Here is a 21,639-nt window from a genome sequence, read left to right as displayed (position 1 = left end):
CTGACCAAATATGTCGAGAATCTGGTGCTGATGGGCACGGCCCTGAACGGCACCGGTAATAGCAGCAGCAACAACATTACCGGCAACGATCTTGCCAACACGCTCGATGGCCAGGGCGGCTTCGATGTCATGGTCGGGGGGCTCGGCGACGACACCTATGTCGTCGACAATCAAGGTGAGTCCGTCCAGGAGGATGTCGGTCAGGGAACCGACACGATCCGCAGCTCGGTCGACTATTCGCTCTCGGCCAATGTCGAGAACCTGCAACTGCTGGGTTCTGGCGACATCAATGGAACCGGCAACGACCTGATCAACAAGATCACCGGCAATGACGGGGACAACCGGCTTGATGGCGGGCTCGCGGCGGACACGCTGGCAGGCGGTCTTGGCAACGACACCTATGTTGTCGACCGATCGACGGACGTGGTGACTGAGGCGGCGAATGGCGGCCAGGATCGGGTTGAATCGTCTTCGTCCTATGTCCTTGGCGCCAATGTGGAGGACCTGCAGCTCTACGCCAGCTTCCTCGACGCTGTTGCACGCAACGGCAAGGGAAACGGGCTGGCCAACACCATTTTGGGCAATGATGGCGCCAACACCATAGATGGTGTGGACGGAGACGACACGCTGATTGGCAATGGCGGCAACGACAAGCTGACCGGCGGCAACGGCAATGACCTGCTCGATGGTGGCCTGGGTGCCGACACGCTGACCGGCGGAGCGGGCGACGATGCCTATGTGGTGGATCAGACGACCGATGTCGTCACGGAGGCAGTCGGCGAGGGAACGGACACCATCACCTCCTCGGTGACGCTGACGCTGGGAGCCAATGTCGAGAACCTGACGCTGACCGGCTTCTTGGCCATCAACGGTGTCGGCAACGACCTTGCCAACACCATCATCGGCAACGACAGCAACAACAGCCTCAGCGGACTTATCGGCGCCGACGTGATGATCGGCGGCAACGGCGATGACACCTACAGGGTCGACAACGCCGGCGACGTCGTCATCGAAGACAACAACGCCGGAACCGATACCGTGAGGGCGTCCATAAATTTTGTCCTGGGTCAGGCGGTTGAAAATCTCACCCTGCTGGGCAGTGGCTCCTTGGCCGGAACCGGCAACGCGCTCAGCAACGAAATTATCGGCAATAGCGGGATCAGTTCGCTTAAGGGCATGGCCGGCGACGACCTATTGAGCGGTGATTCCGGAGATGACGTGCTTGATGGCGGGGATGGTACCGACACGCTTGATGGCGGGGTTGGCAAGGACACGATGCGTGGCGGCGCAGGTGGCGACACCTATGTCGTGGACGATGCGGGAGATGCCGTCATAGAGGCCAGCGCAGGCGCCGGCGAGATCGATACGGTCAAGTCGACCATCTCCTACACGCTGACCAAATATGTCGAGAATCTGGTGCTGATGGGCACGGCCCTGAACGGCACCGGTAATAGCAGCAGCAACAACATTACCGGCAACGATCTTGCCAACACGCTCGATGGCCAGGGCGGCTTCGATGTCATGGTCGGGGGGCTCGGCGACGACACCTATGTCGTCGACAATCAAGGTGAGTCCGTCCAGGAGGATGTCGGTCAGGGAACCGACACGATCCGCAGCTCGGTCGACTATTCGCTCTCGGCCAATGTCGAGAACCTGCAACTGCTGGGTTCTGGCGACATCAATGGAACCGGCAACGACCTGATCAACAAGATCACCGGCAATGACGGGGACAACCGGCTTGATGGCGGGCTCGCGGCGGACACGCTGGCAGGCGGTCTTGGCAACGACACCTATGTTGTCGACCGATCGACGGACGTGGTGACTGAGGCGGCGAATGGCGGCCAGGATCGGGTTGAATCGTCTTCGTCCTATGTCCTTGGCGCCAATGTGGAGGACCTGCAGCTCTACGCCAGCTTCCTCGACGCTGTTGCACGCAACGGCAAGGGAAACGGGCTGGCCAACACCATTTTGGGCAATGATGGCGCCAACACCATAGATGGTGTGGACGGAGACGACACGCTGATTGGCAATGGCGGCAACGACAAGCTGACCGGCGGCAACGGCAATGACCTGCTCGATGGTGGCCTGGGTGCCGACACGCTGACCGGCGGAGCGGGCGACGATGCCTATGTGGTGGATCAGACGACCGATGTCGTCACGGAGGCAGTCGGCGAGGGAACGGACACCATCACCTCCTCGGTGACGCTGACGCTGGGAGCCAATGTCGAGAACCTGACGCTGACCGGCTTCTTGGCCATCAACGGTGTCGGCAACGACCTTGCCAACACCATCATCGGCAACGACAGCAACAACAGCCTCAGCGGACTTATCGGCGCCGACGTGATGATCGGCGGCAACGGCGATGACACCTACAGGGTCGACAACGCCGGCGACGTCGTCATCGAAGACAACAACGCCGGAACCGATACCGTGAGGGCGTCGGTATCCTACGTGATCAGTGACGATGTTGAGAGCCTAGAACTCCTTTCCGGAGCATCGACGGGCCGTGGAAACGTCCTCAATAATGTAATCACGGGCAACAGTAGTTCGAATATACTGGTTGGTGGCATTGGGAGCGATACGATCACCGGCGGTGGAGGCGCGGACCGCATTAGGTTCGAGTTTACAGAAGATAGCGATCAATTCATCGGCGGAAGCGACCTCATCACCGATTTTGTGTTTTCGGAGGGTGACCGCATCGATCTGCAGGTAATTGACGCTAATCTGACAACGGCAGGAAATCAAAAATTTTCTTTCATCGGAGATGCCGTGTTCTCGGCAGCAGGCCAAATAAGAGCCACGACGGTTAACGGAACGGCGACTATCGAGGTAAATAACGACGATGACCTCGCAGTGGACATGACGGTATTTCTATCAACAACAGGGACGGTTCTTGAGACGTGGTTTATCTTGTGACACTCGCATGTTGACTGTCGTTCCGGAAGTCTCCAAGACTGCCTTGCGTGCAAACAGCGCCTTCGGGCCGGTTGCCGCGCCGGTCGCCTGACAACCGGGAAATCGCCGGTCCGGTTTGGTGCCCTGCTTTTGCAGGTTGCTGCTACGGGGAAGGTGGCGTACCCCCTGGCGACCGTTTCTGCAGTTCATCGTTTCGTCCGTCGGAGCCGGATCACGTTCGGATCAATGCTCGGTTCCGAGGCAGGTGATTCGCTGCACGCGCGCATTTTGTGGGCGTGATCGTCGATTTCACGCGGCGCGCCCTGTGGAAAACTCACTCTCCCTGATGCGAGTCAAAAACGCGAAATCCTTGAAAGGCCTTTGAAGGGCATTTGAAGAGGTTTTGAAAAGCTTTCCGACTTCGCTGCCGAGCACGACGTTCTTTTCGTTGCGATTTTCTGCTTGTGTCAGTTGATTTCTCTTGGCGCTTGTTCCCTCCTTGTTCCCAGTTTGAACAGGATACGGGAAAGCAGATGTCACAAGCCGCGGGGGCGACACCCTTTTCCAACCAGATTCAGAGTGTGCCGATAACAGCACTTCGGCCCTATTCGGGCAACGCTCGCACCCACTCCAAAAAGCAGGTACGGCAGATTGCCGACAGCATCTCACGCTTCGGTTTCACCAATCCGGTCCTGATAAGCGACGATGGCGAGATCATAGCCGGCCACGGCCGTGTCATGGCGGCCAAGGAGCTTGGCCTAAGTGCAGTCCCGACCCTGAGACTATCTCACCTGACTGCGGATGAGCGTCGCGCCTATGTGCTCGCCGACAACAAGCTGGCGCTGAATGCCGGCTGGGACACCGAAATCCTTGCGATCGAACTGCAGGCATTGAGCGACATCGAGTTCGACCTGGGCTTGACCGGCTTCTCGTTGGCGGAGATCGATCTGACGCTTGATCACGCGCGGGAGTCTGCCACTTCCACGACCGATATCAGCGCAGATCGAATTCCGGCGCTGCCGACAAATCCCGTCTCGCGAACGGGCGACGTTTGGTTGCTCGGGCGCCATCGGCTGTTGTGCGGCGATGCGCGCTCGTGTGAAGATGTGCAGCGTCTGATGGGCGCGGAGAAGGCGGCCCTCATCTTCACCGATCCACCTTACAATGTGCCTATCGACGGCCATGTCGGTGGGCTGGGATCGATCCTGCACCGCGAGTTCGCTTTCGCCGCCGGAGAAATGTCTCCAGCCGAGTTCACGCAGTTTTTGACCACTACGCTGGGTAATGCGGCCTCGTCTGCAAAGGACGGGGCTATCGCATTCGTCTGCATGGACTGGCGGCACATGCGTGAACTGCTCGATGCAGGGGAAGCGGTGTTTTCCGAGCTGAAGAACCTGTGCGTCTGGAACAAGACCAATGGCGGCATGGGGAGCTTTTATCGTTCGAAGCATGAGTTGGTCTTCGTCTTCAAGGTTGGCACCGAGCCCCATACCAACAGTTTTGGTCTTGGCGAAACCGGGCGGTATCGCACGAATGTCTGGGACTATCCTGGCATCAGCAGCCTCGGAGCAAAACGCGGTGATGAACTCGCCATGCACCCGACGGTCAAACCGGTAGCGCTGGTGGCGGATGCGATCAAGGATTGCTCCAAGCGTGGCGAGATCGTGCTGGATTTGTTCGGTGGTTCCGGCTCGACGTTGATTGCCGCCGAGAGCTGCGGCCGTCTGGCGCGTCTGATCGAGTACGATCCCGCCTACTGCGACACCATCGTCAGTCGATGGCAGACCTATGCCGGCAAGCAGGCCGTAATGGCCGACAGCAGCCTGAGCTTTGAAGCCGTCGCGGAGCAGCGCCTTGGTCCTGCGCCGACATCGTCATCTGCGCCGGTAAAACGGAGGCGCTCCAATGGCCGCTGAAAAACCCGAAGGTGGAAAGAGGCCGAGTGATGATATGTCGGAACAGGTCAAGCGGCAGGTGATCTTTGGAACGGGCTATGGCAATCCACCAGAGCATTCGAGATTCCAAAAAGGTCGGTCCGGCAATCCCAATGGGCGTCCCCGGCGTGCGGCCCCCGATCTTTTGATCGCTGAACAGCCGATGCTGCAAGCGATTTGGGACACTGCCGCAAAGACTGTGAAGAAACGAGAGGGCGGCAAGGTCACCGAGATCGGCATGCGGGGAGCCTTGGCAGAGTCGATCGTCGCTGCAGCGCTGAAGGGTAACGCTCGCGCTCAGGGCCTTCTGGTCGATATGTTTCGAAGTATCGATGAGAAACGAGCACGAGAGATCCAGGAGAGTAGCGCCCTCTGGGAAGCCTACAAGAAAACTGCGGCGCAGGAATTGAACTCAGCCCGCGAACGTGGCGAACCTGAGCCGAAGCTGCTGCCGCACCCCGAGGACGTCATCATCGATTTGCAAACCGGCCCTCGTTTCGTTGGCCCATTGGACGAAACCGAAGAGAAGAGGCTCCAAGGCACGATTGCGCTGAGGGACCTTCTTATCATGCAGGAGGTTCTCGAAGCTCGCACGTGGACCGGGCCGGAGGCCACTGATCCAATGGATAGACCGGGTGGAGCGCTGGTCATTGCCTTTACCTTGGAGCGAGCCATTCCGCCGAGGCTGCGGCTTTCCACATTGGAGATGGTCCAGCGTCAGATGCGCTACGACAGGATGTCCAAACGCGAACTGCTCAAAGTTCTCTACGGAAAATGGCATTCCCTCGGCTATAAAGTGAAGCGTGGTTATACGATCGGAACCAGCCGAAAGGCTGTGAAAACGATCACCTTCCTCCAGGACCTTATCCAGGCCGCACACGAGAAGACCATCGATGTGGATGCGATGGCGCGTGGCGAATTCGATGAGGCTGTGCAGGACCTATTTGAGAAGCACGGACACTGGCCATTGGCGCAAGCGAGCTAGTTATCGCTGCTCGAGCGACAATGAGACTGCGGACCCGCTCCGTCCGCGACGCGACACTCAGCCAGAAGGAGGAGGGTCCAGGCTGAGCCGCCAGACTTGAATAGCACCTTTTCCCAGCTGAAAGTACGGCGGTGCAGAAAATGTGGTCTCTGGCGCCGTCTCGGCCAGGCCGCTCCACCTTGGCATCGTGGGAGACGGCCCTGCCAAGGTGTGCGTGCCCGAGGTAGACTTTCCGGCGTAGAAGTCAACGACGTCGAGCGATTGGCCGGGTGCGTCGATCGCGGCCTTCGTGCACGCCCTCGGCAAAGTGCCCGTTTTCAGAATGGGCGTTGGCAGATCTATGGTGCCGGCGATGACGATGTCGATCCAATTTCCAACAAAACCCCGGCCTAGTGACATGGTCAACCGTACGGCGCGCATCCTGATGCGGGCAAGCCTGGGTGAGAGGACCTCATGCTGCGAAAGAGATATTGGGTTGCTGTTTCATTCGTCCTCGCCGCGGTCCTGACCTTAGCCTGGCATCGCAACGGTGGCCCTGTCGACCTGGAGGAGGCGATTGTCAGGGCCGCTGTGGTGGATACGCTGACGTCGGCGGACTCGCGGTGTCCGCTTTCGGATCGCGCAATCGGCACAGCTGCTTCATGGCTGCTTGCAGCCTGCACTCAGGGCGGCTTGGCCTGGTATGACGCGGCGCATCAATATGGTGATGATGCTGCCAAGGTCTTCACTACGTTTGGTAACGAGCCGACGTTCAAAGAGGTTTTTCAGACGCTCGGCCCACCTGTCGTGCCGGTCATCACCTATTTCGTCCGCAACGGGTCCACGCAGTACCTACTGCAGGAGACGATAGGTCAAGGTGTTTCTCACTTGTGGAACGGCGAGGCGATTGGCTTTGGCGTCGCGGAGCTTACTCCTGAGCAGTACGGGCTGATTGCTATTGAGGAACTTCGGACCCGCGGCCACGAGATGCTGTCGGAATTCGAGATTGTCAACGGAACTGCAGTTCGTAAACAATTCACGCGAACAGTCCTGGGAGCCAAGAGCCTATTCCTGGGCGGGATCTCCGATGTTGAGACAGTGATTGCTCGGGGCGAAAGGCTGCCGAAGTGGAGCGAGGTTGGCTGGGCGGCGGTCGATGCGACTATGATCGCCGGGGGCATCGGAGTTGCCGTCAAATCCTTGCGCGCGGTCAAGGTACCCGCGACGATTGTGGGACGAAACACAGCGAGACTTGCCACGCTTCGAAGTGCTGGTGGAGGGGCAGTTAGATCACTATCCGCTCTCGCCAAAGCATCAGGAATTGCTGCGGTAGTCGCAGTGCCATATGTGGCTATCACCCGTCCGCAGCTTGTTGCCACCGCTGCGGGATGGGTTGCTGAACAGATCGGGATGCCTGCTTGGCTGGGGGTGTTCCTGGTCTTCTCGACGATATCCCTGATCTTCCTATTGGCGGTTCGGCTTATTCTCGCGCCCATCCTGTTTGTAGCAAGGAGGCTCAATCACTTTAGACCGCGCACAGCCTAACCTTGTGGCTGTGAAATCGGCGACGTCTGTGATGGGGGCATCAAAGCTCGGGGTGATTACATAGTTGACAGATTCGCCTTGTGGAGCGTGGGCAGAGGACGTACGTTAGGCTTGACAACGATCCAGATGGCTCGCGGGCGACGGTGTACCACTATTCCTCCAGATTGTTGGGCTGAATTATGTCGCGATGTAATATCTATCCGACAGTGAACCCAATTTAGTCTCGCCGAACATCAGCATAGACCGGAAATTTATGACGAAACACGCTTGCGTTTGGACAGCCTTACTCTTTGTGTTCAGCTTGACCAGTTCGACCAACGCCGACCAGTCGACGGGGACCGCCATACCGCGCCTTAAAACAGCGTCCGGCCCTGGAGCGCGTTCAATGATAGAGCAACACTGCATAATGGTTGCGGCGAAAGCGGAAACTGAAGCGCGTGCAAAAAATTCGGACGACCCTGTCGGCGAGGCCGAAACTGCGCTGAACAATTGCCGAGTTAAGATGCAGAAGCATACAGCATCGGTCGATCCTAAGCCTGCAAACTGAGGTCGCTCTTGGGCATGGGGTCGCCATTGGCGAAATGATTTTTCGCTCCTCGGGTTTAATTGAACTTAGGAATTGCCTCACGCGCCGCGTGGTTCGCCAGTGAATACGTGGTCGTCGTGAGCGGGAGGGCTTGCTGCGTGGGTTCTTTTTCACGCGTCTTCGCTGTACTTATTGCGACCTTATATTAGAGCCTCCAAATAGAACTCCGGTATAAAAATGGCGCATAGGTAGCCATCCGACCTGCACAAAAAATGTTGAATTCTTCCGCTGCGGCAGTCTTGCGCCGCCAATAGAACCCGCTACTGTCAAGTCGAATAAAACTCAGCTCAGGGTGGGGCAAGTGGGGTTGGTGTCGCCCGGTGTATTCGCCGGAGCGGATTCAGGTATTATCTGCCTGGTGTTGATGACGCAGTATCTGCGTCAGCCCGCAGACCCCGAAGTGATTCGACACGATCTTGGACTTGTCGAGGCGAAGGCCAGCCGCGACGATATTGTCCGGGCGGCGAAGCGGCTGCGCCTGAGGGCGCGGGCCGTGAAGGTTTCCACGGCTAGGCTCGATCGCCTGCCCTTGCCGGCGATCGTGGAAAAATCCGACGGCAGCTTCGCGGTGCTGGCCGCCCTCTCGGCCGACAAGGTGCTTGTCCAGGACCCGCTGGTTCAAGGTCCGCAGGAATTGACGCGGGCGGAATTTGAAGCGGGATGGAGCGGCTATGTCATTCTGGTCACCAGCCGTGCCTTCGCCAATGGCTTTTCGCGTCGGTTCGACTTTTCGTGGTTCATCCCGGAGCTGATCCGCTACCGGTGGATATTCGCCGAGGTGCTGCTGGCTTCGTTCTTCGTGCAGTTGCTTGGCCTGATTTCGCCGATCTTCTTCCAACTTGTGATCGACAAGGTGCTCGTCCACAACGGGATGACCACGCTCGAAGTTCTGATCATCGGCTTGTCGGCGGTGTCGCTGTTTGAGATACTGCTGACGGGTCTTCGCACCTACACGACCACGCACACGACCAGCCGCATCGACGTCGCGCTCGGCGCAAAGTTGTTTCATCATTTGCTCAATCTGCCGATCGCCTATTTCGAGGCGCGGCAGACCGGGCAGACGGTGGCCCGGGTGCATGAGCTGGAAAACATCCGGGCGTTCCTGACGGGATCGGCGCTGACGGTCCTGCTCGACGTGCTCTTCCTCTTCGTTTTCCTCGCCGTCATGTATCTCTACAGCCCATGGCTGACCTTGATCGTGCTGTGCTCGATCCCGGCCTACATCGTGCTGTCCGTCGCTGTGACGCCGGAGTTCCGCCGGCGCATCGAGGAAAAGTTCAATCGCGGTGCGGAGAACCAGACGTTCCTGGTGGAATCCATCGTTGGCGTCGAGACGCTGAAGGCGATGGCCGTCGAGCCGCAGATGCAGCGGCGCTGGGAAGACCAGCTTGCGGGTTATGTGGGCGCCGGCTTCAGAACCTCGAACCTTGCCAACTTTGCCAGCAATGCGGCGCAGTTCATCAGCAAGGCGGTGATCGTCGCTACCATGTGGTTCGGCGCCAAGGCGGTGCTGGCCGGCGACATGACGGTCGGCCAGCTCGTCGCCTTTAACCTGCTTGCCGGCCGCGTCTCCGGCCCGGTGCTGCGGCTGGCGCAGCTCTGGCAGGATCTTCAGCAGGTCCGCATCTCGGTCGACCGGCTGGGCGACATTCTGAATGTGCCGGCCGAAATCAGCGGCGGCAGCGGCGAGGGCTCCCTTCGCAGGATTTCTGGCCACGTCGCCTTCGATCACGTCGTCTTCCGTTACCGGCCGGGCGAGCGCGAGATTCTGAGTGACGTTTCCTTCCAGGTGCAGCCCGGCGAGATCATCGGCATCGTCGGGCCTTCTGGGTCCGGCAAGAGCACGGTGGCAAAACTGCTGCAGCGGCTGCATGTGCCGGAGCGCGGACGGGTGCTGGTCGACGGCGTCGACCTTGCGCTGATCGATCCGCGCAGCCTGCGCCGCCAGATCGGCGTGGTGCTTCAGGAAAACGTGCTGTTCCGCCGCACGGTGCGCGAGAACATCGCGCTGGCCGATCCATCGCTGCCGCTGGATCGGGTCATCGAGGCGGCAAAACTCTCCGGCGCGCATGAGTTCATCGTCAAGCTCAAGTCGGGCTACGACACGGTGCTGGAGGAGCGCGGCGCCAATCTGTCGGGCGGTCAACGCCAGCGCATCGCGATTGCCCGCGCGCTGGTCAGCAATCCGCGCATCCTGATCTTCGACGAGGCGACCAGCGCGCTGGATTATGAATCCGAATACGTCATCCAGCAGAACATGCGGCGCATGGCGCAGGGGCGCACCGTGTTCATCATCGCCCACCGGCTGGCCGCGCTTCGCGACGCCACCCGCATCTTGACTATCGAGGCCGGCCGCCTGACCGAACAGGGCACGCACGAGCAACTGCTTCAACGCAACGGCCGCTATGCGCAGCTCTACCGGCTGCAGGCCCAGCATACCCCAGTGGCGGCGGAGTAGGCGGATGGGGCGTTTGTGGCAGGCAGTGCGGGAAGGCGTGGCGCGGGATCGCCAGGACAAGCGCCCGCGCCTCAACCGCAACGAACGCGAGTTCCAGGCGGCTGCGATCGAGATCCTCGAAACGCCGGCCTCGCCCGCCGCGCGCATCTTCGCCGGCATAATCATCGTCTTCGTCACCGGCGCGCTCATATGGTCGTGGTTCGGCCGCATCGACACCTTTGCCACCATCCAGGGCAAGCTGATCCCGATCGGCAAGGTACAGGTCATCGAGCCGCTGATCACCGGCACGGTGAAGGCCATCCATATAAAGGCAGGCGACCACGTCGCGCTCGACGCGCCGCTGGTCGAGCTCGATCCGGCGCAGCATGTGGCGGAGCGCCGCAAGGTCGCGGGCGATCTCGCCGTGGCTGAAGTCTCGGTGGCGCGGCTGAAGGCTGTGCTCGATGCGGTCGCGAACGATACCCCGCCGGCGCAGGCCGGCTTCACGGCGCCAGCCGGTGCTTCCCCGGCGCTGGTCGAGCTGCAACTGCTGCAGATGCGTCAGTCGCTCGCCGCCTACCGGGCTGAGCAGGCGAGCCTGGAGGCCGACATCGCCCAGAAGCGCGTCGAGGTCGAGCATGGGAAAAGATCACTCGTCGAGCGGCGCAAGCTGGTCGGCCTGACCGGCGACCGGCTGAAGATCTTTCTCGAACTGGAGCAGCGCGGCGTCGGGATAAAATCCAACACCATCGACGCTCGCCAGGGCGAGCAGGACCAGCTCATGGCGACCGTGACCGAGGAGGGGCGCATCGCCGAGCTGGAGGCGACCGCCGCGACGCTGGCGGCTCGCAAGCGCGAGCGGCGCGAGGCCTATCTCGACAAGATCGCGAGCGAACTGATCGAGGTGGACCGCAGCATCGGAGCGCTCAGCCAGGAACTCGCCAAGGCGGAACTGTTCGAGCGGGCGAGCCTGCTGAAATCGCCCGTCGCCGGCCGTGTCCAGCAATTGCAGGTCAACACGCAGGGCCAGGTAGTGCAGACCGGACAGGAGCTGATGGTGATCGTGCCGGACGGCACGGCGCTGGAGATCGAGGCGATGCTGCTCAACAAGGACAAGGGTTTTGTTCGCGATGGCCAGGAGGTCCGCGTAAAACTGGAGGCGTTTCCGTTCACACGCTATGGTACGCTGGACGGCAAGGTGCTGACCGTCTCCAACGATGCCATCCCCGCCGATGCCCAAGCTGCCGGCGCGGCGAAGGAAACGGCGCGCGACGCCGCCGGTCCGCTGGTGTTCCCGGTGCGCATCGGGCTCGATGCGACCTCAATCCGCGTCCAGGGCGAGGAAGTGGTGCTGACGCCGGGCATGTCGGTCACCGCCGAGATCAAGACCGGCGAGCGCCGCGTCATCGAATTCCTGCTCGATCCGCTGATCGAGATGAAGGATGAGGCGTTTCATGAGAGATGAGCTTGTCAAGGCAAATAAAAGCAGTAAAGAACGGTTGTGCGACGTAAAGAGCGTCCTAGGCAAAGTATCTGTCTCGTTGTTGCAAATACGGAATTTGTGATAGCGGATAGGAAGAAAGCGTCGAGACAATGGATGAAGTCGGCATGAATTCCATGGAAGCAGTCTTGGTCGGCAACCCCGCTACGGTGGGCACCGAACAGTATCCGGAAACCGTTCCGACGGCGAAACCGCACCGCAAAATGAGCAGCGTGAGCGTGCGTGTCGTCGAAGAGCGCGACTGGCCGGCAATACGCGAACTGGTGCGCAAGCAGCATCGGCGGACTGTGTTTTCCGACATGCCTTTCTCTGACAAAAAATTCGACGCCATCGAGGCGAGGCTGAAAAAGTCGGCGAAACACGAATGCCTGATCGTCGCCGAAGCAAAAAGCGAGATCGTCGGCGGCGCCTGGTTCGCGGCCGGCGAGTACGCGCTCTGCGAAAACTCGTTGATGACGACCGTGCACATCATCGCTGTCGATGCCGAGCGCTGCGGGCCGTATCTCTCGGCAAGGACGTTCATACGGCTGGTGCGCGGGGTCGTGGTCTGGTCGGAGAGCGTGAAAGCGAAGCGGGTGCTGGTGCATGTGACAACCGGAGTGAATTTGGCCCCGACTGACAGGTTAATGAAAGCCGTCGGATCAGATATAATCGGCGGGGGCTATGTCATCAAAACCTGAGTATCGGAAAGAGCATTAGATGTAATTGTAATAAAAATGAAGGATCGACTATGTTCTGGGGAAATATGCTAAAGCCAAGGATGTTAATGTCATTTTCATTGGCTGTAGCATATATTTATATTGTTGGATTGTCTTTCTCTGATATCAGAAATGCGATAGTCGACGGCAACGTTATCGTGGATAATGCATGCTATAAAAGAGTTTCTACGGCGCTTTTAGACCATGCCGTTATACTTGTGATAGGCATTGGGTGTATTATTGCGTTCGTCGCGAAGCTGCCATTTAGAAGAGATATAGTCCTTGTTCCATTTTTGTTGGTCTTATATTTATTGTTGAGATTAATTGCAGGGCAACTCATCTGTGAATGGTACTAAGGAGACGGAAGTGGATAAAGTCGCAGAACTTACCTTCGATGGTAGCTCGCTAACGTTAACTGAAAATGGTGTTGTCGTAGGTTCTTGGCCTGCGGTGTCGGGGCGACTTGGATTCCAAAATCCGGAACAGCAAAATGCTGTCGGCAAGGGTCCTGTGCCTGAGGGCACGTGGACCTTCGATCTTGATGATGTGCAGATGCGCGATAACCGCGACGGTCTGCTGGGTCTTTTTGGCCGAGGGAGATGGCCGGGCGCGGGAATGTCTTGGGGTCCGATGCGTGCCTTTCTGAAGCCAACGAATGATGTCAATACGTTTGGCCGTTCCGGATTTTCTATACACGGCGGTTCAACGTATGGATCTGCCGGATGTATTGATCTAGCAGGAAACGTCGTCGATTTCTTTATGACACTAGCTAGACAAGGATATACGGATGCCAGGGTGCGAGTTCAATATGGCGACAGTGTACCGGCACCTCTTGGAGAAGATCAACCTTTGGAAACTTCTCCTTGGCTCTCCCCTATTAGTTACAATTCGCAGCCGCCCTCTTCACGCAGAACTCCGGATCGCTTTTCATCTCGATTTGGCAGCGAAGGCGGCCGTGGCGAGTCCACTTATTCTGATGGCAGATCGACGAGCGCTCCTTCGCCAGGGAGCGGCAATTCAAGCAATCCATCCAACTCTCAAAGTGGTCCTGGCGAACATCAGAGCGAGGGAGGCCGCGACAACGGCTACGGTGGTGGTAACGGCGGTGGACGCGAACGCAGCATGCAGGGTGGCGAGGGCGGCGGCATTTTCGGCGGCGGCAATGGCGGCGGACGCGAACGAGCCATGCAGGGTGACACCGTCGGGGGAAGTGGATGGAACGACAGCCTTCAGAGTGGAACCGGCGGGGATACGTTGGGCGGAGGCCCAACGAGCGGGGCGGTTGGTGGTGCCAATGGCGGCGGGCGTGAACGGGCCATGCAGGGTGGCGTTCTGGGAGGGGCAACTGGAACCAACACTCTCGGAAATGGTGTTGGCGATGACCGGCTTGGCGGCGATATATTTGATCCTACGACGCCGTCGGGCTCGGCGTTGCGTGACAACCAGTCTCCAAACACATATGGACCAAGCTGGGGTCAGTCGTCTCCAGGCTGGGGTGGAAAAAATCCTCCCAACGTTGAAGGCGTCCCAGTTGGCTCGAATAGTCAGACAAGCCCGTCTGGTGCCGCCCCTGGCGGCACCGGCAAGGCCCCTATCCTTCTCGATCTCGACGGCAACGGCCTGACGGTCGACACGCTCGATACCTCGTCGATGTTTTTGGACCTCGACGGCGACGGCTACAAGCAGCGTATGGCCTGGGCCGGCAAGGGTGACGGCGTGCTGGTGTTCGACGCCGATGGCGATGGTGAGATCAGCCGTTCCAAGGAGATCGTCTTCACTGAATGGGCGGAAGGCACCGACAGCGATCTTGAGGCGCTGAAGCAGGTGTTCGACAGCGACGGCGACGGCCAGCTCGATTCCGGCGACGCCAAGTGGGGCGACTTCAGGGTCATGGTCGACGGCCAGATGAAGACGCTGGACGCTCTCAAGATCACGTCGATCGACCTCACGCCATTCGGCAGCGGCCAGAATTTCCAGGACGGCTCGTCGATCGCCGGCCGGTCGACCTTCACCATAGACGGCAACACGCGCACGGTCGGCGACGCCGTGCTCGCCGTCGACGGCAACGAATATCTGATCGACGATAAGAGCAATCCCAATACGCTTAAGGGATTTGCCAAGGATGGCTGGCTCGACTTCAGCGAGACCCGCAGCGTCAGCAGCAGCGGCGGTATCGTCACTGAAACCACGACTTTCGACGACAATGGCGACGGCGTGACAGACCGCACGCAGACCGACGCCACCAAGACGCTGAGCGGCGGCGAGATCGAGCGAACCGTCAGCAACTTCAACGCCGACGGCTCGCTGGCCGACAAGACGATCACTAAGACAAGCGCCGGCCGAAATGCCGTCGTGACCGAGCTCGACCAGAACGGTGACGGCATCATCGACCAGAAGCAGACGTTCAAGACCAATTCGGACTATACGACCGAAACCACGGTCACCGAATATAGCATCGCCGGCGACAAGCTGATGGAAGTCGAGACGACGACCAGCGCCGACAAGCTGACCAAGCTGACCTACACCCGCGCGACCGGAACGACCATAAACTTCAAGACGACTGATGTGACGACCGTCAACGGCAGCAACGGCGTGCGCACCCGGACCGTCAGCGACATGAGCGCCGACGGTGACACGCTTTTCTCCCGGGAAGAGACCGTCACAAGCAAAACCGGCCGCACGCGCACCGTGCGGACGGACGCGGACGGTGACGGCGTCTATGAAGAACGTGTCCTGACCACCATGACGGTGGAATCCGACGGCCGTCTGGTGACCACGGTTTCCACTTTCGCTGGCAACAGCACATCTAATGACGAGCCCATCTCTCAAACAATATCGTCAACCAGTGCCGACGGCCTGGTGAAGATGACGGCGATCAATCTGGACGGCGATAAAAACAATCTCGCTGAGTTCGTCACCACCGACACCACGCTGATCGGCAGCAACGGCACCACCACCATCACTAGCGAGCGACGCAGCCGCGACGGCCATGGTATGGGCAGCACGACCACCACTACCTCGGCCGATCACAAGATCGTGGTGATCACCACCGACGCCGACGGCGACGGCGCGACGGATTCTGTGGAACGTACGTCGGTCGATTCAAACGGCGACACCACGACGACGTTCACCTTGATGAACCCCGACGGGTCGTTGAAGACGAAAAGCATCACGACGACGCTCAAGGATGGGAACTCGAAGACCTCTCAGGTCGACGTGGATGGTGACGGTGTCTACGACCTGAAGACAACCGAAGTGCTGGCGCCCAACAGCAGCGGCAATCCGGTCCGCAGCGTCACCACCTACAGCGAGAACGGTACGGTTATCGGCAAGTCCTATACCTCGGCCGCGACCAACGGCATCTCGCGCTCGGCGGGTGAGGATCTCGACGGCGACGGCACCACCGACCGCAAGGTGCTTTCGAACGTCGATTATACGGGCGGCGTCCGCACCGTGACCACCACCGCCGAGACATCGACGGGAGTTGATTTATCGGTCGTTACTGAGGTGACCAAAGCCGATCGCCGGACGGTCACGACGACGGTCGACGCTAATGGCGACACCAAGATCGACCAGAAGACCGTGAGCGTACTTAATGCCAACGGCAGCCGTGTCGTGACAGTGACGGATTTCGACGCTCGCGGCGATCTGGGCATCGATACAAAGAGTGTGATCGGCGTCACCAAAACCGAAATCACCGCCGACAAGCTGACGGTTACCACCACCTATGACGTGGACGGCAATGGCAGCACGGACAGCAAGATCGAGGATGTGACTGTCATCGAAACCGACGGCGATAGCCGCCGGACGGTGACTGAGCTCCCGCGTGATGCCAATGAGGACATGATCTCGAGGGTCGTTACGACGACTTCCGCCAATGGACTGAGCATCGTCAGCGAGATAGACGCCGACGGACAAAACGGTGTCGAGCGCAAAGTGAGTGACGTAACCACCCTGCTAACCAGCGGGTCGACGAGGCGCACGATCACCAATCTGGACGGTAATGACGCGGTGATCAACAAGGTGGTGACCACCGTCGTGGCGTCCGGCCTGACCACCACGGAGCAGGTCAATATCGACGGCGCGGGCGGATTCGATCGCACGACAGTGACGACAACTGGCTATGGCGCAAACGGGACCAAAACCGACACGGCTACGGTGACGAACTACGACGGTAAGGATATTTCCGAAACCAAAACCGTCACGACGGCCGACAAGCGTTCCATCACCACAACCACGGATCTGGACGGCGATACAGACATTGATCAGCGTCACACCACCAAGCTTGAAGATGATGGTGACACGGTCGACACTTTCTATACTTACGATGCCGCCGATCCAACCGAGATCGACTCGAAACTGACGCTCACCGTCAGCGCCAACCGCCTCAACAGCACGGCCGTATGGGATATCGACGGGAATGGGACCGACGGCACGACCATCTCGGAGAAGACGCTCGACGCCAACGGCATCTGGACGCAGACGGTCAAAAACTTGGATGCAGCCGGATCCCAGAAGGACAAAACCGTCATCAAGACCGAGTCAGGTGGACTGAAGACCACGACGCAGTGGTATGCGGCCGGCGCCACGACGACTAGGTCGGCGGTCGACGAGACTGTCCTCGACGACACCGGCGAAACCACCCGGACGATCACCTATTACAAGGCCGGCGGCACGTCAGTGGAGAGCAAGTCAGTCACGACCACGACTGCCGACAAAAAGTCCTCGACCACCACCTACGACTTCAACGGAAACAGTACGGTTGATCGAACCATTACCTCGACGATCAATAGCGATGGAAGCATTACCGAGATTCATAGCGGCCGCATTCCGGATGATGATTTTGAAAGTGAGAGCGGCGAAATCTGGATCAACACGAGCGGCAACGGGACAAGCAAAACTGTAGAATATCGCGATCATTCGGGCTCCGGCCACGTACTCATTGGCAAGGAGGTTACGACCCTCTCGATCCTGAATGATGGGGCAGTCACGACAACTACCGATTTCTTCACTGGTGCGACCTCCACGCGCGTCGGCAGGGAAATCGTGTCGACCGCGGCGAACGGGCTGAGCTCCGAAGCGAAATGGGATGTGAATGGTGACCTCACCATTGATCTCAGCCGGACTTCGGCGACTGTGCTGGCGAAGGATGGGTTGGAAACGACAACTGTTGATATTGAGGAAAACGGCTCACTCGCTCGCAGGTTCGTAACCGCTGAGAGTGCTAATGGCCTTTCGGTCGAGACCAAATGGCGCATCTATGGCGCCGACTCGCTGTACGACGACAACCTTTTGCAGGACTCCACTGACCTCACCGTTCTCAATTCCAGTGGAACGCGTACCAGGACGATCACCAACGTGATCACGGGGGGTGTCGACATCTCGAAATTCGTGACGACGACCAGTGCAAATGGCCTGAGCACGACGACCACGGAAGATCTTGACGGCAACGGTGTCATCGACCGCACGCGGACGTGGACGGCCAAAACCCTGGCCGGCGGCAGCACGATCGAGACTCGCAAGGCATTCGAGGGCAGTACGACCAGCACAACCAAGCTGCTGGAGAGCGAGACTGTCACCGTTAACACGGCTGACCGGTCGACAACCATAAACCGTGATGCCGACGGGGACGGCAAGGTCGATCAGCGGGAAGTCACGACCAAAGCCGTCGATGGTTCGGTCAATACAACCATTACCAATTTCACGGTCACCGGAAGCGATACGATAACCACAATCAGCACCAGTGCAAACGGTCTGGAGACGAAATGGGCGTGGGACTTCGATGGCGACGGGGATTTCGACCAGAGGCGTTCAAGTGTCGGAACGGATCTTCTGGCTGGTGGTGAATACCTGACGAAAACCATCGACACCACTGTGAGTCCTGGAGACGACCCAGTTACAAGGATCATCTGGACAACAAAAAGTCTTGACGGAAGAGTGTTCAAAACAAATACCCGCTACGCCACGGATAACTCATCGGACCGCCGGGAAACATTCACAACAAACGTCGATGGCTCCGTCGCGGCCTACACTGAAAATGATGGTCAAGTCGGGGTGAGCTGGTTGATTCAGCGAGGCCACGTCTATTGGGATCAGAAGAATATTGCGCAACAAGTAGCGGCGAAGACCAGTGCCGACGGGCTTACGACAGTGACATTTGCGAACTTCGACGCCACACAGGCAACCTCTGTGTTCGCCGACGATCTCCAAAGCAAGGGGTACGAATTCAAGGAGGTCGCGCAAACGCAGATCGACGGTTCGGTCATCAAGACCATCACCGAAACCAAAAGCGGCGGCATGGACAAAGGAGTGATCGCCGTCAGCGCGGATGGTCGCACCACAACCCTGAAGAAGGACACCGACGGCGACGGCGATTATCAACATATTGAGACATCAACCGTCAGGATTGACGGCTCAATCAGGCATGTTGCCCAAGAGTTTGATCCTACGGGCAAGGACGTCACGCAGACGGTGATCACCGAGGTAAGCGCGGACGGCAGGAAGACCGTTGTGCTGACGTCAACAAATGGTACGTCGGGTACCGGCACCTCAACCGGCGCATACGTCGACTTCACTTCAGGCGCTACGACGAGTGATACGATTACCGGCACGATTGGAAGTGACGATCTCGACGGAGGTGCCGGGGCGGATACTCTCAACGGCGGAGACGGCAATGATTGGCTCGATGGGGGCACCGGGTTGGACAAACTAAACGGGGGCGACGGGAACGACACATACGTCGTGGATAACGCCGGCGACATCGTTTATGAAACAACCGACGAAGGCCTCGACACGGTTCGAAGCTCGATAGACTACACCTTGGTGGACAAGGACCTTGAGCGGCTGACCCTGACGTCAGTGGCGGCAAAATATGCGGGCGGCAACGTCCGTGACAATACGATTACGGCTTCTTCCAGCGACAACGAAATCGAAGGATTCGAGGGCGACGACATACTCTACGGTCGTGATGGGAACGATACCATCCTTGGCGGCACCGGCAACGATGAGATGTTCGGGGAAGCCGGCGACGACACGATGACGGGTGCCTTGGGAAAGGACCAGTATGTGTTTGGCAGAGGCGGCGGGTATGACAAGGTCCGCGACATGCAGGCAGTTGATGCTCCGAACGAGAGAGCGGCCGCAAATGCGGCTGGAGCCGGCGGTCCGACTGGGACAGCGAGGGAGTGGGTTGGCGGGTATTTCTGGGACGACAGGGACGACAGCATCAGCAAACTTGTGGATGGCGGGACCGAGGATACGCTGGTTCTGCAGGACGGGATCAATGCTGAAGATCTGTCGCTCTCCTGGAGCGGGTCGAAGAATGAGAACCTGTACATCGACATATCGGGCGGGCCTGCTGGCGATAAGGTCTACCTGCAACAGCAAGCTGTCGCCGTAGCTCGCGTCGAGTATCTGGAGATGGTCGGCCTCGGCGAGACGGCGTCCGAGGTAGTCAGGATGCTGTTCGACGTGGCGCGCACCAATGGCGGCACGCTGAGCGGAACATCCTCGAATGAAGTCCTGTTTGGGCTTGACGGTGCCGAGACCCTCAATGGCAACGACGGCAATGACATCCTCTACGGTGGCGCCGGCAACGACAAGCTGAACGGCGGCAACGGCAACGACCGGATGTTTGGCCGCGCTGGGAACGACACCATGTCCGGGGCACTTGGGGAGGACCAGTATGTGTTCGGCCGAGGCGACGGCAGCGATACGGTAAGCGATTCCGGCGACGATGACACTCTGGTCCTCGAAGACGGCATTAAGGCCGAGAACCTGTCGTTTGCGTGGGGCGGGTCAACAGGTCAAGATCTCACCATCACCGTAGCAGGTGGTCCCGCGGGGGACAGCCTTGTCATCAAGCAGCAGGACACAACGGCGGGGCGCATAGAATACCTCAAGCTTGATTCTCTGAGCGCGGCGATGCTGTTCGATGTTGCGCGAACGGGTGGCGCAACGCTCAACGGAACGTCCGGGGCCGACCTCCTGTTCGGGCTTGCGGGTGTCGACAAACTCAATGGCGGCGACGGCGACGACGTCATATATGGCCTCGCTGGAAACGATACCTTGACCGGCGCCCTTGGCAAAGATCGATATGTATTCGGCCGAGGCGACGGGAGCGATACGGTCAGCGATTCCGGCGACGATGACACGCTGATCCTTGTAGACGGCATCAAGGCCGAAGATCTCTCGTTCTCCTGGAACTCCACGAAGGACAATCTCACGATCGATATATCGGGAGGACCTGCGGGGGACAGCTTGTTGATGCAGCAGCAGGGCGTTGCTGCAGCGCGAGTCGAATATCTGGAACTGGATGGCGTCGGCAAAATGATGTTCGACGTCGCATTAACCAGCGGCGGCACGTTAGACGGGACGTCATCAAATGAACTGCTATTCGGACTGAATGGTGCCGAGACGCTCAACGGTGACGAGGGTAACGACCGGCTTTACGGTGGAGCTGGCAACGATTTCCTCAACGGCGGCAAAGGCCATGATACCTATGTGTTCGAGGCCGGAGGAGGCGCCGACACGATCTTCGAGTCCGGCATCTATGGCGACAACGACGATCTGGTGTTCGGCTCTGGTATTGACTGGAACGAGCTATGGTTCCAGCAGCAGGGCAACAGTCTCGTCGTATCGGTCCTGGGAACGACCGACAAGGTCACGGTCCAAGACTGGTTTATCAATCCCGGACGCGTTGTGGAAACCATGCATTCGGGCGATGGCAAGACCCTGCATTCGTCCGAGATCACCACACTGGTTGCCGCAATGGCTGCGTTCCAGCCTGGAACGTCGTCAGGTGCTGGCAGCGCGTTCATAATCGACCCCGAGGATACCCGGCTGGGCATCGCCACTCAGATCGGCACGGTGGCCTATGCGAGGAAGTCCGCTTGGGCGGCCTATTGATTAGATTTGGCAGAAAAAACTCCCCGGATTACACCGGGGAGCACACGACCAACTTAAGGCAGCAATTCGGCGCCGTGGTGGAACGACAGGTTTTGATCTGTGTGGGGGAATTTCGTTCCTCGTGCAGTGAATGACTGTTTTGCGCCCTATTCTGGACGTTCGGGCTAACTTT

Annotated in this window: 7 protein-coding genes and 1 pseudogene; all 8 read left to right on the top strand. The window is 58.9% G+C overall.

The genetic code is table 11. The features are described from left to right. Window positions 1-2,916, top strand: a pseudogene (locus ACH196_RS11810) (hypothetical protein); the annotation flags it as partial. 512 nt (window positions 2,917-3,428) lie between these two features. Beyond that, window positions 3,429-4,811 carry a site-specific DNA-methyltransferase gene (locus ACH196_RS11805; RefSeq protein ID WP_396647086.1) on the top strand — a complete coding sequence of 461 codons (1,383 nt, stop codon included), beginning with the start codon at window positions 3,429-3,431 and terminating at the stop codon, window positions 4,809-4,811. Further along, on the top strand, window positions 4,801-5,814 hold the full coding sequence (locus ACH196_RS11800; protein ID WP_396647085.1) for a DUF5681 domain-containing protein: 1,014 nt from the start codon (window positions 4,801-4,803) through the stop codon (window positions 5,812-5,814). Before ACH196_RS11805 ends, ACH196_RS11800 begins: the two co-directional genes overlap by 11 nt. Window positions 5,815-6,267: 453 nt before the next feature. Beyond that, the gene (locus ACH196_RS11795; RefSeq protein WP_396647084.1) at window positions 6,268-7,338 is read left to right on the top strand and encodes a hypothetical protein; all 1,071 of its coding nucleotides are present in this window, start codon (window positions 6,268-6,270) and stop codon (window positions 7,336-7,338) included. Window positions 7,339-8,234: 896 nt separating this feature from the next. Further along, window positions 8,235-10,382 (top strand): type I secretion system permease/ATPase, encoded by a 2,148-nt coding sequence (locus ACH196_RS11790; protein WP_396647093.1) that lies wholly within the window; start codon window positions 8,235-8,237, stop codon window positions 10,380-10,382. A 4-nt stretch (window positions 10,383-10,386) separates the two neighbouring features. After that, complete coding sequence (locus ACH196_RS11785; RefSeq protein ID WP_396647083.1) at window positions 10,387-11,826, top strand: HlyD family type I secretion periplasmic adaptor subunit; 1,440 nt, start codon at window positions 10,387-10,389, stop codon at window positions 11,824-11,826. A 128-nt stretch (window positions 11,827-11,954) separates the two neighbouring features. Further along, window positions 11,955-12,542 (top strand): hypothetical protein, encoded by a 588-nt coding sequence (locus ACH196_RS11780; protein ID WP_396647082.1) that lies wholly within the window; start codon window positions 11,955-11,957, stop codon window positions 12,540-12,542. Window positions 12,543-12,926: 384 nt separating this feature from the next. Then, complete coding sequence (locus ACH196_RS11775; RefSeq protein ID WP_396647081.1) at window positions 12,927-21,467, top strand: hypothetical protein; 8,541 nt, start codon at window positions 12,927-12,929, stop codon at window positions 21,465-21,467. The last annotated feature ends 172 nt before the right edge of the window (window positions 21,468-21,639 follow it).

It is taken from the genome of Mesorhizobium sp. IMUNJ 23232, assembly GCF_044326205.1.
GTDB lineage: Bacteria > Pseudomonadota > Alphaproteobacteria > Rhizobiales > Rhizobiaceae > Kumtagia.
Note: the sequence above shows the minus strand (reverse complement) of the source record. Positions and strands in the feature narration are given on the sequence as shown.